Source organism: Rugamonas sp. GW822-FHT03B10, assembly GCF_058801745.1.
In genome coordinates this window covers 212805-227370 of the sequence record NZ_JBXANP010000004.1, presented here as the reverse complement: position 1 = coordinate 227370, position 14566 = coordinate 212805, and the positions used below count along the sequence as shown (strand labels likewise).

At 65.5% G+C, this 14566-nt stretch carries 18 protein-coding genes; 11 read left to right on the top strand and 7 right to left on the bottom strand.

What is annotated here, in order from left to right; genetic code table 11:
• Positions 1–48: 48 nt before the first annotated feature.
• Positions 49–987 carry a hydrogen peroxide-inducible genes activator gene (locus tag AC1RQG_RS09095; protein WP_493130462.1) on the bottom strand — a complete coding sequence of 313 codons (939 nt, stop codon included), beginning with the start codon at positions 985–987 and terminating at the stop codon, positions 49–51.
• A gap of 190 nt (positions 988–1177) precedes the next feature.
• On the opposite strand from AC1RQG_RS09095, the gene AC1RQG_RS09090 reads away from it, so the two are divergent.
• The 3 genes from AC1RQG_RS09090 to AC1RQG_RS09080 are packed head-to-tail and all read left to right on the top strand — an operon-like array spanning position 1178 to position 3284.
• Positions 1178–2350, top strand: coding sequence for a PilT/PilU family type 4a pilus ATPase (locus AC1RQG_RS09090; protein WP_493130460.1), 1173 nt, complete (start codon positions 1178–1180; stop codon positions 2348–2350).
• Between the two features lie 17 nt (positions 2351–2367).
• Positions 2368–2844 carry an adenylyltransferase/cytidyltransferase family protein gene (locus AC1RQG_RS09085; RefSeq protein ID WP_493130458.1) on the top strand — a complete coding sequence of 159 codons (477 nt, stop codon included), beginning with the start codon at positions 2368–2370 and terminating at the stop codon, positions 2842–2844.
• Complete coding sequence (locus AC1RQG_RS09080) at positions 2841–3284, top strand: MarR family winged helix-turn-helix transcriptional regulator (RefSeq protein WP_493130456.1); 444 nt, start codon at positions 2841–2843, stop codon at positions 3282–3284. The genes AC1RQG_RS09085 and AC1RQG_RS09080 overlap by 4 nt, the downstream gene beginning before the upstream one ends.
• A gap of 7 nt (positions 3285–3291) precedes the next feature.
• Here the strand turns inward: AC1RQG_RS09080 and AC1RQG_RS09075 are convergent, their stop codons facing one another.
• The 3 genes from AC1RQG_RS09075 to AC1RQG_RS09065 all read right to left on the bottom strand — a co-directional run bounded on the left by AC1RQG_RS09075 (position 3292) and on the right by AC1RQG_RS09065 (position 5659).
• The gene (locus AC1RQG_RS09075; RefSeq protein WP_493130454.1) at positions 3292–3759 is read right to left on the bottom strand and encodes an acyl-CoA thioesterase; all 468 of its coding nucleotides are present in this window, start codon (positions 3757–3759) and stop codon (positions 3292–3294) included.
• A gap of 92 nt (positions 3760–3851) precedes the next feature.
• Complete coding sequence (locus tag AC1RQG_RS09070) at positions 3852–4574, bottom strand: LytR/AlgR family response regulator transcription factor (RefSeq protein WP_493130452.1); 723 nt, start codon at positions 4572–4574, stop codon at positions 3852–3854.
• Positions 4571–5659, bottom strand: a complete 1089-nt coding sequence (locus AC1RQG_RS09065; RefSeq protein ID WP_493130450.1) for a sensor histidine kinase — start codon at positions 5657–5659, stop codon at positions 4571–4573. The genes AC1RQG_RS09070 and AC1RQG_RS09065 overlap by 4 nt, the downstream gene beginning before the upstream one ends.
• 150 nt (positions 5660–5809) lie before the next feature.
• Here AC1RQG_RS09065 and AC1RQG_RS09060 point away from each other — a divergent pair, with 150 nt between their 5' ends.
• Positions 5810–6703, top strand: a complete 894-nt coding sequence (locus tag AC1RQG_RS09060) for a DJ-1/PfpI family protein (protein WP_493130448.1) — start codon at positions 5810–5812, stop codon at positions 6701–6703.
• Positions 6704–6724: 21 nt separating this feature from the next.
• Here AC1RQG_RS09060 and trmL read toward each other — a convergent pair whose 3' ends face one another.
• Positions 6725–7195: a tRNA (uridine(34)/cytosine(34)/5-carboxymethylaminomethyluridine(34)-2'-O)-methyltransferase TrmL gene (gene trmL, locus AC1RQG_RS09055; protein ID WP_493130446.1), complete on the bottom strand. Its 471-nt coding sequence runs from the start codon at positions 7193–7195 to the stop codon at positions 6725–6727.
• A 20-nt stretch (positions 7196–7215) separates the two neighbouring features.
• Positions 7216–8022, bottom strand: coding sequence for a ComF family protein (locus AC1RQG_RS09050; protein WP_493130444.1), 807 nt, complete (start codon positions 8020–8022; stop codon positions 7216–7218).
• 66 nt (positions 8023–8088) lie between these two features.
• On the opposite strand from AC1RQG_RS09050, the gene AC1RQG_RS09045 reads away from it, so the two are divergent.
• From AC1RQG_RS09045 to AC1RQG_RS09015, 7 genes are all read left to right on the top strand, one after another.
• A complete protein-coding gene (locus AC1RQG_RS09045; RefSeq protein WP_493130442.1) occupies positions 8089–9012 on the top strand; it encodes a methyltransferase domain-containing protein in 924 nt (307 codons plus the stop codon).
• Positions 9013–9500: 488 nt separating this feature from the next.
• Positions 9501–10724, top strand: a complete 1224-nt coding sequence (gene coxB / locus AC1RQG_RS09040; RefSeq protein ID WP_493130440.1) for a cytochrome c oxidase subunit II — start codon at positions 9501–9503, stop codon at positions 10722–10724.
• Between the two features lie 13 nt (positions 10725–10737).
• Positions 10738–12345, top strand: a complete 1608-nt coding sequence (gene ctaD, locus AC1RQG_RS09035; RefSeq protein WP_493130438.1) for a cytochrome c oxidase subunit I — start codon at positions 10738–10740, stop codon at positions 12343–12345.
• Positions 12346–12408: 63 nt separating this feature from the next.
• Positions 12409–12516, top strand: a complete 108-nt coding sequence (locus AC1RQG_RS09030) for a cytochrome oxidase small assembly protein (protein WP_220456333.1) — start codon at positions 12409–12411, stop codon at positions 12514–12516.
• Between the two features lie 7 nt (positions 12517–12523).
• Positions 12524–13075: a cytochrome c oxidase assembly protein gene (locus tag AC1RQG_RS09025; protein ID WP_493130436.1), complete on the top strand. Its 552-nt coding sequence runs from the start codon at positions 12524–12526 to the stop codon at positions 13073–13075.
• A 14-nt stretch (positions 13076–13089) separates the two neighbouring features.
• Positions 13090–13302, top strand: coding sequence for a DUF2970 domain-containing protein (locus tag AC1RQG_RS09020; protein ID WP_493130434.1), 213 nt, complete (start codon positions 13090–13092; stop codon positions 13300–13302).
• A gap of 40 nt (positions 13303–13342) precedes the next feature.
• Positions 13343–14203, top strand: a complete 861-nt coding sequence (locus AC1RQG_RS09015; RefSeq protein WP_493130432.1) for a cytochrome c oxidase subunit 3 — start codon at positions 13343–13345, stop codon at positions 14201–14203.
• A gap of 130 nt (positions 14204–14333) precedes the next feature.
• On the opposite strand, the gene AC1RQG_RS09010 is transcribed toward AC1RQG_RS09015, so the two are convergent.
• Entirely contained in the window at positions 14334–14537 is a 204-nt protein-coding gene (locus AC1RQG_RS09010) for a twin transmembrane helix small protein (protein ID WP_493130430.1), read from the bottom strand.
• Positions 14538–14566 lie beyond the last annotated feature (29 nt).

Here is a 14566-nt window from a genome sequence, read left to right as displayed (position 1 = left end):
CGATTATCGCAAATCCTGGCCCGGCGCGTCAGGGGAGGGTGGCGGGCGTCAGTGGCCGTCCAGCGGCAGCGGGGTCACGCCGGGCAGCTTGCATTGCGCGACGGCGGCGCAGATGGCGTCGATGGCGGCCTTGCGGGTGAAGCTCTTGCGCCACACGATCACCACCCGCCGCGACGGCTCGGGCTGGGTGAAATGGCGGAAGCGCAGCATGCCGTCCGCGCTGTCCATGTCCGGCACGGACGCGCGCGGCAGCACCGTCAGGCCGATGCCGGAGGCCACCATGTGGCGGATGGTGTCGAGCGACGAGCCTTCGAACGTGCGCTGCATGCCGTTGCCGGGCGAGGAGAAGCGCGCCATCTCGGGGCACACCTCCAGCACCTGGTCGCGGAAGCAGTGGCCGTTGCCCAGCAAGAGCATGTTTTCCGTCTTCAAGTCCTCGGCCGGGATGGCCGTGCGCTTGGCCCACGGGTGCTGGGGCGGCATGGCCACCACGAACGGTTCGTCGTACAGCGCCTGCACGGCCATGCCGTGCTCGGGCAGCGGCAGCGCCATGATGGCCGCGTCCAGTTCGCCCTGGCGCAGCATTTCGAGCAGTTTGACGGTGAAGTTTTCCTGCAGGATCAGCGGCATCTGCGGCACATTGGCGATCATGGCCTTCACCAGCGGCGGCAGCAGGTAGGGGCCGATGGTGTAGATCACGCCCAGGCGCAGCGGACCGGCCAGCGGGTCCTTGTTCTGCTTGGCCAGTTCCTTGATGGCGGCCGTCTGTTCCAGCACGCGCTCGGCCTGGGCCACGATCTGCGCGCCCAGCGGGGTGACGGAGATTTCCGCGCCGCCCCGTTCAAACAGCACGACACCGAGCTCGTCTTCGAGCTTCTTGATTGCTACCGAGAGCGTCGGCTGGGCCACATAGCACGCCTCGGCCGCGTGGCCGAAGTGTTTCGCTCGTGCAACAGCAACGATGTATTTCAGTTCGGTCAGTGTCATAAAGGTATTTGAACACAGGCATTGCGGCGACGCAATGATATAAAGGGGCCAATATCAACCCGGCTGTCAACGGCGATGGCGAGCGTTGTGCCGTTGACGAAAAAGCGGTGGCGACAATGGCTGCCGATATAATGCGCGAGATGGCCGTGGTGCTGGCCGTGTCGCGGTAACGCTAGATCGAAAGGTTCGCATGTCCTCCACTTTTGGCCCTGAAGAGGCGCGGGATTACCTGCACAAGCTGCTCAAGGTGATGCACCACACGGGCGGTTCCGATTTGTTCATTTCCGCCGATTTCCCTCCCAGCATGAAGTCGCAGGGCGCGATGAAGCCGCTCAGCCAGCAGAAGCTGAGCGGGCCCATCACGCGCGCGCTGGCCCTGTCCATCATGAACGACAAGCAGCGCGCCGAGTTCGAGGCCGAGATGGAATGCAATTTTGCCATCTCGCTGCCGGACGTGTGCCGCTTCCGCGTCAACGTGTTCGTGCAGCAGCAGAACGTGGCCATGGTGATCCGCACCATCGCCTCCGAGATCCCGACGTTTGAAAAGCTGGACCTGCCCGACATCCTGAAGGAGGTCATCATGACCAAGCGCGGGCTGGTGCTGGTGGTGGGCGGCACGGGCTCGGGCAAGTCGACCACGCTGGCGGCCATGATCGATTACCGCAACGCCAACTCGGCCGGCCACATCATCACGGTCGAGGATCCGGTCGAGTATGTGCACAAGAACAAGGGCTGCCTGATCACGCACCGCGAGGTGGGCGTCGACACGCTGTCGTGGCACAACGCGCTCAAGAACACGCTGCGCCAGGCGCCGGACGTGATCCTGATCGGCGAGATCCGCGACACGGAAACCATGGAGCACGCGATCGCGTTCGCGGAGACGGGCCACCTGTGCCTGGGCACGCTGCACGCGAACAATTCGAACCAGACCATGGACCGCATCATCAACTTCTTCCCCGAGGAGCGGCGCAACCAGCTGCTGATGGACTTGTCGTCCAACCTGCGCGCCATCGTCTCGCAGCGGCTGGTGCGCACCGAGGACGGCAAGGGCCGCAAGGCGGCCATCGAAATCCTGCTCAACACGCCGACCATCGCCGAGATGATCTTCAAGGGCAATTTCCAGTCGATCAAGGAAATCATGCACAAGTCGCGCGAGCTCGGCATGTGCACGTTCGACCAGGCCCTGTATGAACTTTATAATAAGGGTTTCATCGGCTACGACGAAGCGATCCGCAACGCCGACTCGGCCAACGGCCTGCGGCTGCAGATCAAGCTGCGCGGCGAGCGCCACGGCGGACCGGCCAGTTCGGGCGCCGGCGAACTCAGCATGCAGATCGACGACGAAGACGAAGACGACGAATAACCGAACCAAGAGTCCCCATGCCCGTTTTTGAGAACAAGATTTGCACCCGTGAACAACTGGCCGCGCGCGTGGCCGCGCTGCCCAAGCCCGTGGTCCTGACCAACGGCGTGTTCGACATCCTGCACCGCGGCCACGTGACCTACCTCGCGCAGGCGCGCGCGCTGGGCGCCTCGCTGGTGGTGGCGGCCAACACCGACGCCTCCGTCAAGCGGCTGGGCAAGGGCGACGACCGCCCGCTGAACAGCTGCGCCGACCGCATGGCCGTGCTGGCCGCGCTGGAATCGGTCAGCCTGGTGGTGGACTTCGACGAGGACACGGCGCTTCAGGTGGTGCTGGCGGCGCGGCCCGAGATCTACGCCAAGGGCGGCGACTACGACATGCGCGCCATCCCGGAAGGGCAGGCCGTGCTGGCCTACGGCGGCCAGGCCGTCGCCATCGATTTCGAACACGACCGCTCGACCACCAAACTGCTGAACAAGGTCCGCCAGGCATGAAGCAGCCGTCGTCGCCGCACGGCACGCAGGCCTGGCTGGCGACCGTGCGCGCCTACAATCTGTGCGAAACGGTGGTCAGCCGGCGCCTGGCCGAGATCCATCTGCGGGTCGGCGACCTGGAGGTGCTGGCCACGCTGGCCACGCGGCCCGGCCTGAGCCAGCGCGAGCTGGCCGCGCGCTGCTTCATCACCAAGAGCGGCGTGAGCATGCTGTTGTCGCAGATGGAGGAGCGCGGCCTCGTCACGCGCGACGCGGACGCCGACGACGCCCGCACCAAGCGCCTGACCCTGACCGATGCCGGCATGGCGCTGGCCAAGCAGGCCATGCAGATCCAGGCCGGGGTGGTGCACGCCATGGTGGCCGGCTCGTCGGAGGCGGAACTGGCCACCATCGGCCGCGTGATGGAGCGCGTGTCGGCCCAGCTGGAGGCGCTGCTGTAAGGACGCTTCAGGCGCCGTCGCGGCGCGCCTGCATCGCGGCGATCACCACCTCGGGCGCGACCACGCCCTGCTTGCCCAGCAACAGACCCTTCGACGTGCCTTCGGCGATCAGCTTGTCGCCGATCGTGAAGCGGTGCGTCATGAAGAAGTGCCGCTCGTCCCAGTGGGTCAGTTCCAGGCTGGCCTTGAAGCGGCGGAACACGCCCAGCTGCTTGCGGTAGTTCATCGTGTGCTCGGTGATGACGGGCATCCAGCCATGCTTGACCATGAGCCTGGCCAGCCCGGAACGGATGAACATGTCGACCCGGTTCAAATCGCACAGCGTCAGATAGCGGCCGTTGTTGACGTGCAGGTTGAGGTCGAGGTCGTTGGGCATGGTCAGCAGCGTCAGTTCGCTGGTGGCCGGGCCGACCGGCAGGCGCGGACGGAACAGCGTGGTGATCAGCACATAGAACAGGCGGACGAACAGATTCATGGCGGGGACTCCCGGTAATGGTTCAATTTTGAACAGTATAGTTCAAAATTGAACTTTGTTGCGGGCGTGGTCGGAAAATGACCTGACCCCGGTTATTGCGCCGCCTCCAGTGCCTCCAGCACCGCCTTGCGGTAGCGCCGGCTGATGCGCAGGCGCCGCGCGCACCGCAACACGACCTCGTATTCGCCGTCCTCGCGGATGCCGAGCGCGCTGACGCGATCGAGATTGACGATGGTGGAACGGTGGATGCGGGCGAAGCCATGTCCGCCAAGCACGAGCTCCAGCTCCGCCAGGCTGCGGCGCAGCAGGTGGCTGCGGGCGCCCACATGCAAGGTCGCGTAATAATCGCTGGCCTCGACCCAGTCGACGTCGGCGAACCTGACCACCTCCAGCGCGCTGCCGTTCTTGACGAGGAAGCGCCGGGTCTCGCCCGCCGTGCGCAGCCGTTCCTGCGCGCGCGCCAGCACCCGCGCGAAGCGCTGGTCGTCGAACGGTTTCAGCAGATAATCGAGCGCGCCCACGTCGAACGCGCGCAGGGCGAATTGCTGGTGGGCGGTGACGAACACGATGGCGAACGCCGGCGCCGGGCCGATGCGTTCGAGCAGCTCAAAGCCATCGCATTCCGGCATCTCGATGTCGAGGAACACCAGATCGGGTGTGGTGCCGGCGATCGCCGCCAGCGCCTCGTCGGCCGAACCGCATTGGCCGACGATGGTGATGCCCGGTTCGCGCGCCAGCAGGGCCGCGATATTGCGCCGCGCCAGCGGTTCGTCGTCGACGATCAGGGCGCGCAACGGCGGTCTGCTGGCGCTCATGCCGGCACGCGGTAGGGCAGGGTGATGGTGGCCAGCACGCCATGGTCGGCCTGGTTTTGCAGCGTCAGGGCCGACGCGTCGCCGAACAGGGCCAGCAGGCGCTGCCGCGTGTTGGACAGGCCGACCCGCTCCTGCCACTGCGCCGGCAATGGCGGGCCGTCGTTGGCGACGCGCAGCGTCAGCACCGCGCCGTCGCAGGCGGCGGACACGCGCACCTCGCCGCCCTTGGCGCGCCGGGCGATGCCATGCTTGATGGCGTTCTCCACCAGCGCCTGGGCGATGAAATCGGGCACCTGCGCGCGCAGCAGTTCGGCCGGAATGTCGATCCGGTAGCGCAGCCGCTCGGCGAAGCGCATGCGCTGGATGTCGAGGTATTTGCGCACGAAGTCGAGCTCCTCCTCCATGCTCACGAACTGGCGCTCCGAGCGCTCGGTCACGCGGCGCAGCAGGTCGCCCAGCGCGGCGATGGCCGTGATCGCGTCCTGCTCCTTCTGCTCGCGGATCAGCGCCGTGACGGCGTTGAGCGCGTTGAAGATGAAATGCGGTTCGATCTGCAGGCGCAGCGAGGCCAGTTGCGCCTGCGCCAGCAATTCGGCCAGGCGCGCGCTGGCGGCGCGCTGCTGCCACAGCCGTTGGTGGGCATGCAGCGTCATGCTGAGCGCGGCGATGACGCCGTACAGCAGCACATCGACCACCACCGTGCCCAGCAGCTTCGCCCGCCACAGCGCAATGAAGGCGCCGGGGCCGTCCGCATAGGCGAAGGGATTGGTCGCGTGTTCGAGGAAGGCCGCCCAGGTGGCCCACACCACGCCGATGCCGAGGCAGGCGGCGCCATGCACGCACCACGACGCGAGCTTGCGGGACGGCAGCCGGAAGCGCCGCAGCAAGGTAAGGATGGCGGGGGTGAGCAGCGCCCAGGGCGCCCAGCTCGCGGCCGTCACCAGAAACAGCGTGAGCCAGGCGTGATGCATGCCCATGGCGCGCATCGACACCACGGTCTGGGTCGCGTCGAACAGGGCCAGCGCCAGCCAGCCGCCGGCCACGTAGCGCCACGCGCCGCGCGCTTGGTCAGTGACAATTTTCATGGCGCCATCATAGGGGAAAACCGGGCGCCCGGCGACCGTTTGCAGCCAACGCACGACGGCGTGCAGCCAAGCGGCTCGCGCCGGCGCCGGCGCGATGGGACACTCATTTTCCCGCCACCAGCCGGTGCGCTTTCCAGGGATGAACCCAAGATGAACAGACGTGAACTTTTTCTATTGTCGACGGCGATGGGCCTGACGGCCGCCTTGCCCGGACCCGGCCAGGCCAGGACGCGCCCGGCGTCATCGTCGCCCGCGCCGCTGCCGGTGCCGGCCGAGGGCAGCATTCCGGTGGCGTTCGTGCTGTCGGACGATGCCGTCGTCATCGACTTCGCCGGGCCGTGGGAGGTGTTCGAGAACGTGCGCGTGCCGGGGCGCGCGGCGCCGCTGTTCAAACTTTACACGGTGGCCGAAACCAGCGCGCCGGTCAGGGCGACGGGCGGGATGACCATCGTGCCCGACTACACGTTCGCCACGGCGCCGGCGCCCAAGGTCATCGTCATCCCGGCCCAGAGCGATCCGGACGCGGCCATGCTGGACTGGATCAGGACGGCGGCAGGGACGGCCGATCTCACCATGTCGGTCTGCATGGGCGCCTTCCTGCTGGCCCGGACCGGGCTGTTGTCGGGCCGGACCGCGACGACGCACCACAGCGCCTATGTGCAATTCCAGATGGATTTCCCCGACATCGTGCTCAAGCGTGGCGCGCGCTATGTCGAGTCGGGCAAGCTCGCCACCGCCGGCGGGCTGTCGTCCGGCATCGACCTGGCGCTGCGGGTGGTGGAGCGGTATTGCGGCCGTGACGTGGCGCTGCGCACGGCCGACCACCTCGAATACCAGGGCCAGGGCTGGTTGCACCCCGATGCCAACATGGCGTACGCCAAGCGGCGGGTATCGACCGCGCAACACCCGTGTTGCGTCGTATGTGAAATGGATGTGGACAGGGCGACGGCACCGACCTCCGTTTATCGCGGGCGCACCTACTATTTCTGCATGGCCGAACACAAGCGCCTGTTCGACGCCGGCCCGGCCCGGTTCCTGGACTGAGCGCCGGCGCCGCGCCCGGATTCAGGCGCCGCCGGCGTAGCCGTTCTGGCGCCACGCTTCGAACACGACCACGGCCACCGTGTTCGACAGGTTCAGGCTGCGGTTGTCGGGCCGCATCGGCAGGCGGATGCGCTGGGCCGGCGGGAACGATTCGCGCAGGGCCGGGTCCAGGCCGCGCGTTTCGGAGCCGAACACGAACACGTCGCCGGGCCGGAAGCTGGCGCTGGCGAACGGCGAGGAGCCGTGCGTGGTCATGGCGAACATGCGGGCCGGGTCCGGCCGCACGGCGGCCAGGAACGCCTCCCAGTTCGGATGCACCCGCATTTGCGCGTACTCGTGGTAGTCGAGGCCGGCCCGTTTCATCTTCGAGTCCTCCAGCGGAAAGCCCAGCGGTTCGATCAGGTGCAACTGGGCGCCCGTGTTGGCGCACAGGCGGATCACATTGCCCGTGTTGGGCGGGATTTCCGGATTGACGAGGACGACGTGGAACAAGGTGCTTCTCCTAAAAAAATTCAATGGGGCGGCGTGCGCGCGAACACCAGGTTGCTCACGCGCGCGGCGCCGTAACGCTTGAAGGTGGCGGCCAGCGCGTGCAGCGTCTGGCCGCTGGTCATCACGTCGTCGACGATGCCGATGTGGCGGCCTTCGACCAGCGCCGGATCGGTCACGGCGAACGCGTGGGCCACGTTGGCGCTGCGCTGGCCGGGCGCGACGCTGCTTTGCGCCGGCGTGTCGTGCACGCGGCAGGCCAGGCGCGGCGCCAGCGCCACGCCCAGCAGACGCGCCAGCGGACGGGCGATTTCGAGCGCCTGGTTGTAGCCGCGTTCGGCCAGCCGTTGCGGTCCCAGCGGCACCGGGCACAGCACGGCCGGCAGCGCGAAGCCGGGGCGCTCCAGCACGGCGTCGCGCAACAGGCGGGCGAACAGGGCGGCGTGCGCCAGCCGGTGGCCGAATTTTAACTGCAACACCAGCTGGTCGAGCGGCATGGCGTAATCGGCGGCCACCACGGTGACGTCGAACGCGGGCCGGTGCAGCAGGCAGCCGGCGCACAGGCTGGCCGCGTCGCCGTTGCCGGCGGTGTCGTCGCTGCGGACGGGCAGCGGATTGGCGCACTGGCGGCAGCGCGCCGCGCTGTGGCGGCCGCCATGGCCGAAGAACTGGGCGGCACAGGGCGCGCACAGCGTGTCCGCGCATGCTGCGCCGCACAGTGCGCACGCCGTGGGCAGCAGGCCGTGCAGCAGGGCCGTGCCGGCCCGGCGCAGCAGCGCGCGGGCGCTGGCTGGCGGTGGCGGGCGCGGCGGTGGCGGGGTGGTCGGCATCGCGTTTGGCTACAACCATGTACACTGCCGACATTATCGCATCTTCACCGCTCCTAATTAAGAACCATGCAAGTGCCTGCCTCCGCGCCCAAGCTCAGCGCGCCCATCGACCTGGCGCGCGTGCGCGCCGCCTTCGCCCGCCCGCAGCGGGTGCAACCATCCGACTTCCTGCGGCGCGAGATCGCCGCGCGCATGCATGACAGGCTGGGCCTGATCAAACTGTCGCCGCAGCGCGTGCTCGACGCCGGCTGCGGCGAGGGTGCCGATCTGGCAACGTTGCAGAAAGCGTATCCGGCGGCCCAGATCGTGGGGCTGGACGCGGCCGAGGCCATGGTGGGCGCGGCCCGCGCGCGCGCGGCGCGGCCCGGCGCCATCAATCAGTTGATGAGCAAGCTGCTGCCGGCCAAGACCGGCGTGGACCTGGTGTGCGGCGACTTCGCGGCGCTGCCGCTGGGGCCGGGCGCCGTCAACCTCGTGTGGTCCAACCTGGCGCTGCACTGGCATCCGCAGCCGGACCGCGTGTTCGCCGAGTGGCGCCGCGTGCTCAAGGTCGACGGCTTGCTAATGTTCTCGTGCTTCGGGCCCGACACGTTCAAGGAAGTGCGCACCGCCTTCGAGGAGGTGGACATGGCGCCCCATGGCCTGCCGTTCGTCGACATGCACGACTTCGGCGACCAGCTGGTCGAGGCGGGCTTCGCCACGCCGGTGCTGGACATGGAGGTCATCACCGTCACCTACGACACGCCGCAGGCGCTGCTGGCCGATGTGCGGGCCTGGGGCGGCAATCCGCTGGCCACGCGCCGGCGCGGGCTGATGGGCCGTCAGGCCTGGGCCCGCATGCTGGCCGCGCTCGAGCGCGGCCGCCGCGCCGACGGCAAGCTGGGCCTGTCATTTGAAATCATCTACGGCCACGCCTTCCGTCCCGCCCCGCGCGTGACGTCCACGGGCGAGGCCATCATCCGCTTCGATCTGCCGCGCAAGCCGCGCTGACCGCACGGCGCGCGCCGCGCGCCCCCGCATTCCCTTCCATGCTATTTTGGCACGGCGCCACCGTTGCGCCGTTGCCGCACCGACCACGCCGGGGCGGTCGACGGGAGGCCTTCCCACGCACATTCCATGCACATCCGGTGCGCATAAATGCTGCGCTGCCACTATGAGAAATTGGATTATTCCTTGATGGAAGTCATTTTTGTTCTATATAATCGTTGACTAATTTTGTCATGTCTTGACATCGCCCACCTGATATAGGCGGCGTCGGGGGAGGCGAAGAGTAATTGCTAGTGCAGGCCGGGCTTCTGATAGTACTATTGGATACGCTTGGCGAAATATCAAGATTCTGTTTATGGGCAGCCTGATGTTTTTTGCGGGCGCGCCGGGCCGGATCTGAAGGTGTTTAAGGAGCGGCGGCGGTTCAACTCATCGAATCTTCACGCCGTTTTAAAAAAAATAATCCATTTTTTTTGGTGGTTGGGGAAAACATGAAACATGCAAAGCGACTTCAATCGTTGATGCTCGGGCTGCTGATCTCAGCGGCGGGCATGCCAACGTGGGCGGCCGACGCCCCGGTGGCGGCCGGCACCTACACGGCGGCAACGGGCGGTACCGGCGGTCCCATGGTGCGCGAACTGAACCTGCAGGCACCGGCGACCCAGATCGCGACCGAAGTCTACAGCCTGCACACCTGGATGATGGTGATCTGCATGGTCATCTTCGTCGCCGTGTTCGGCGTGATGTTCTATTCGATCATCAAGCACCGCAAGTCGCTGGGCCACAAGCCAGCCACCTTCCATGAATCGACCGCCGTCGAGATCGCCTGGACCGTGGTGCCGTTCCTGATCGTGATCGGCATGGCGCTGCCCGCCACCCGCACCGTGGTCGGCATGAAGGACACCTCCAACGCCGACATCACCATCAAGGCCACCGGCATGCAGTGGAAATGGGGCTACGATTACCTGAAGGGCGAGGGCCAGGGCATCTCCTTCCTGTCCAACCTGTCCACCCCCCGCTCGCAAGTGGGCGCGCCCGGCGTGGCGCCGACCCAGCCGCGCGGCGAGAACTACCTGATCGAAGTCGACAATGAAGTGGTGGTGCCGGTCAACAAGAAGATCCGCATCGTCACCACGGCCAACGACGTGATCCACGCCTGGTCCATCCCCGCCTTCGCCGTCAAGCAGGACGCCATCCCCGGCTTCGTGCGCGACACCTGGTTCAAGGCCGAGCACACCGGCACCTACCGCGGCAACTGCGCCGAACTGTGCGGCAAGGAGCACGCCTTCATGCCCATCGTGGTCAAGGTCGTGACGGAAGACGAGTACAAGGTCTGGGTCGACGGCAAGCTCAAGGAGATGGCCGCGCTGGCCGAGGATCCAAGCAAGGTGTGGACCATCGATGAACTGAAGACCAAGGGCGAGAAGGTGTACGCCACCAACTGCGTCGTGTGCCACCAGGCCACCGGCAAGGGCTTGCCCGGCGCCTTCGCCGCGCTGGACGGCTCGCCCGTCGTCAACGGCCCCAAGGCGGACCAGATCCACGTTCTGCTGAACGGCAAGAAGAGCGGCAAGTTCCCTGGCGAGATGCCAGCATGGAAACAACTGTCGGATACGGAAATTGCGGCTGTCATCACCTACACCCGCAACAACTGGTCGAACAAGGCCGCCGAGAACATCGTTCAACCAGCCGAAGTCTTGGCTGCACGCAAGTAATTAGGGGACTTACATGAGCACAAGCACTTTGGATCACGCACAAGATCACGCGCACGACCACGCGCACGACCACGCGCACGACCATCCGCACGGTCTGTCGCGCTGGTTGTTCGCCACCAACCACAAGGATATCGGCACGCTGTACCTGTGGTTCTCCTTCATCATGCTGCTGTCGGGCGGCGTGCTGGCGCTGATGATCCGCACCGAGCTGTTCAAGCCCGGCCTGCAGTTCTTTCAGCCTGAATTCTTCAACCAGCTGACCACCATGCACGGCCTGGTGATGGTGTTCGGCGCCATCATGCCGGCCTTCGTCGGCTACGCCAACTGGATGATCCCGCTGCAGATCGGCGCCTCCGACATGGCCTTCGCGCGCATGAACAACTTCTCGTTCTGGCTGCTGCCGCCGGCCGCGCTGTTGCTGGCGTCGTCGTTCTTCGTGCCCGGTGGCGCCACGGCCGCCGGCTGGACGCTGTACGCGCCGCTGTCGAGCCAGATGGGCATCGGCATGGACATGGGTATCTTCGCCATGCACCTGATGGGCGCCTCGTCCATCATGGGTTCGATCAACATCATCGTCACCATCCTCAACATGCGCGCGCCCGGCATGACCCTGATGAAGATGCCGATGTTCTGCTGGACCTGGCTGATCACGGCCTACCTGCTGATCGCCGTGATGCCCGTGCTGGCCGGCGCCATCACCATGACCCTGACCGACCGCCACTTCGGCACCTCGTTCTTCAACGCGGCCGGCGGCGGCGACCCCGTCATGTACCAGCACATCTTCTGGTTCTTCGGCCACCCCGAGGTGTACATCATGATCCTGCCGGCGTTCGGCATCGTGTCGCAGATCCTGCCGGCGTTCGCCCGCAAGCCGCTGTTCGGCTACGCCTCGATGGTGTACGCCACCGCCTCGATCGCCATCCTGTCGTTCATCGTCTGGGCCCACCACATGTTCACCACCGGCATGCCGGTGACGTCGCAGCTGTTCTTCATGTACGCCACCATGCTGATCGCCGTGCCCACGGGCGTGAAGGTGTTCAACTGGATCGCCACCATGTGGAAGGGCTCCATGACCTTCGAGACGCCGATGCTGTTCGCGGTCGGCTTCATCTTCGTGTTCACCATGGGCGGCTTCACCGGCCTGATCCTGGCCGTGACCCCGATCGACATCCAGCTGCAGGACACCTACTACGTGGTGGCCCACTTCCACTACGTGCTGGTGGCCGGCTCGCTGTTCGCGCTGTTCGCCGGTTTCTACTACTGGTCGCCGAAATGGACCGGCCACATGTACAACGAGACCATGGGCAAGCTGCACTTCTGGCTGTCGCTGATCACGTTCAACATCACCTTCTTCCCGATGCACTTCCTGGGCCTGGCCGGCATGCCGCGCCGCTACGCCGACTACCCGGCGCAGTTCACCGACTTCAACATGATCGCCTCCATCGGCGCCTTCGGTTTCGGCCTGTCGCAGGTGTTCTTCCTGTTCTGCGTGGTGCTGCCGACCATCCGTGGCGGCAAGAAGGCCGAGACCAAGCCATGGGACGGCGCGGAGGGCCTGGAGTGGACCGTGCCGAGCCCGGCCCCGTTCCACACCTTCGAAACGCCACCGACCGTCAAGTGATGGCCACGGCGGGCCGCCAGCCGGCGGTCCGCCAACGATCGTTCACGCAGTGAGTAGGAAACCATGTCGCAAGCGAATAAACCAAACAATGTGAGGACCGGCCTGATCCTGGCGTCGGTGGCGCTGGTGTTCTTCGTGTCCGTGTTCGTCAAGCACATCTGGCTGAGCTGACGTGGCCATGGACCAGGAAACCCGTGGCCTGAACCGGCAGTTGCTGGGCAAGCTGCTCGTCATCGCCGTGATGATGTTCGGCTTCGGCTATGCGCTGATCCCCGTCTACAAGCAGATCTGCGAAGTATTGGGGATCAACGTGCTGACCCAGAAGGATGGCACGGTGAGCCTGGACCAGAACACCCAGGTGGACATGAGCCGCACCATCACCGTGGAGTTCGACGGCAACGCGCAGGGTCCGTGGCGTTTCCGCCCCGTGGTGGCCAGCGTCAAGGTCCATCCGGGCCAGTTGCAGACGGTGTTGTATGAAGTGGTCAACACCCAGCCGCGCACGGTGCAGGCCCAGGCCATCCCCAGCTACGCGCCGCAAAGCGCCACGCCGCACTTCAAGAAGGTGGAATGCTTCTGTTTCAAGCAGCAGACCCTGAAGGCGAACGAGGCGCGGCAGATGCCGGTGGTGTTCTACATCGACCCGGCCCTGCCCAGGGATGTGAAGACGATCACGCTGTCGTACACGTTTTTTGAAATCGCCGGTCTGGACAAGACGGCCTCGAAGTGAACAAGGTGGGCGCGATGGATGAAGTGAAGAAACCGCAGCGGCAGGCATCGTTCCTGTATTCGATGAAAGCCGTGTTCTGGTCGTTCTTCGGCCTGCGCCGCAAGAGCGATTTCGACACCGATTCGGCTAAACTGAATCCGGTGCACGTCATCATCGCCGGCCTGATTTCGGTGGCCCTGTTCATCGCGCTGCTGATCACGATCGTTAAATTTGTCGTTGCAAAATAAGCGCAGTATTCACGCATACAGTTGATTTAGGGAGATGAAGATGAGTTCACAAAACGCCTCGGCACCGTACTATTTCGTGCCTGGTCCATCCAGGTGGCCGCTGCTGGCCGGCCTGTCGCTGTTGTTGACCATGGCCGGCGCGTCGGCCTGGGTGAACGACGTGTCGTGGGGCCCGACCGTCAACCTGATCGGCCTGGCCGGCATCATCACGGTGCTGTACTTCTGGTTCGGCGACGCCATCGGCGAGTCGGAGAAGGGCTTGTACAGCCAGCGCATCGACCATTCCTACCGCTGGTCGATGAGCTGGTTCATCTTCTCGGAGGTGATGTTCTTCGGCGCCTTCTTCGGCGCCCTGTTCTACGCGCGCAGCATCACCATGCCGTGGCTGGGCGACCTCGACCACAAGATCCTGTGGCCTGATTTCGCCGCCCACTGGGGCAACGCGGGTCCGGCCGGCACCATCCAGGAATTCAAGACCATGGGTCCGTTCCCGATCCCGACCCTGAACACGGCGCTGCTACTGACCTCGGGCCTGACGCTGACCATCTCGCACCACGCGCTGCGCGCCGGTCATCGCGGCAAGACCGCGTTCTGGCTGTTCCTCACCATCCTGCTGGGCGCGACCTTCATGGGCTTCCAGGCCTTCGAGTACATGCACGCCTACAGCGAGCTGAACCTGAAGCTGACCTCGGGCATCTACGGCTCCACCTTCTTCATGCTGACCGGCTTCCACGGCTTCCACGTGACCATGGGCGCCATCATGCTGTCGGTGGTGCTGTACCGCGTGTTGAAGGGCCACTTCACGCCCGACCACCACTTCGCCTTCGAAGGCGCGGCCTGGTACTGGCACTTCGTGGACGTGGTGTGGCTGGCCCTGTACGTGGTCGTCTACTGGTTGTAAGCGGGCGTTATAATGGTTCGCGGCGCGCCAGCCGCGAAGCTGAAAAGCCGCATGCGGGGCAGTCCCGGATGCGGCTTTTTTCGTGGCGGGGCAGGGCGTACGGGCGGCGTACCGGCGGATGGTTGGCGGATTACTGGCGGATGCCGGTGGGCTGGATGTAGCCGAGCTTGTGGGCCAGCAGGATCAGCAGGAACAGCGTGATCGACAGCCCCACCCGCACGGCCAGCGCGCGCACCGTGTTGTTGCTTTTGCCCTTGTCGCGCATGAGGAAGAACAGGGCCGAAGCCAGGCTGCCGATGATCAGGATGAAGGCGATGGCGACGGCGATTTTCATGGCGCGTTAGACTGTAGTGAGATTTGAGG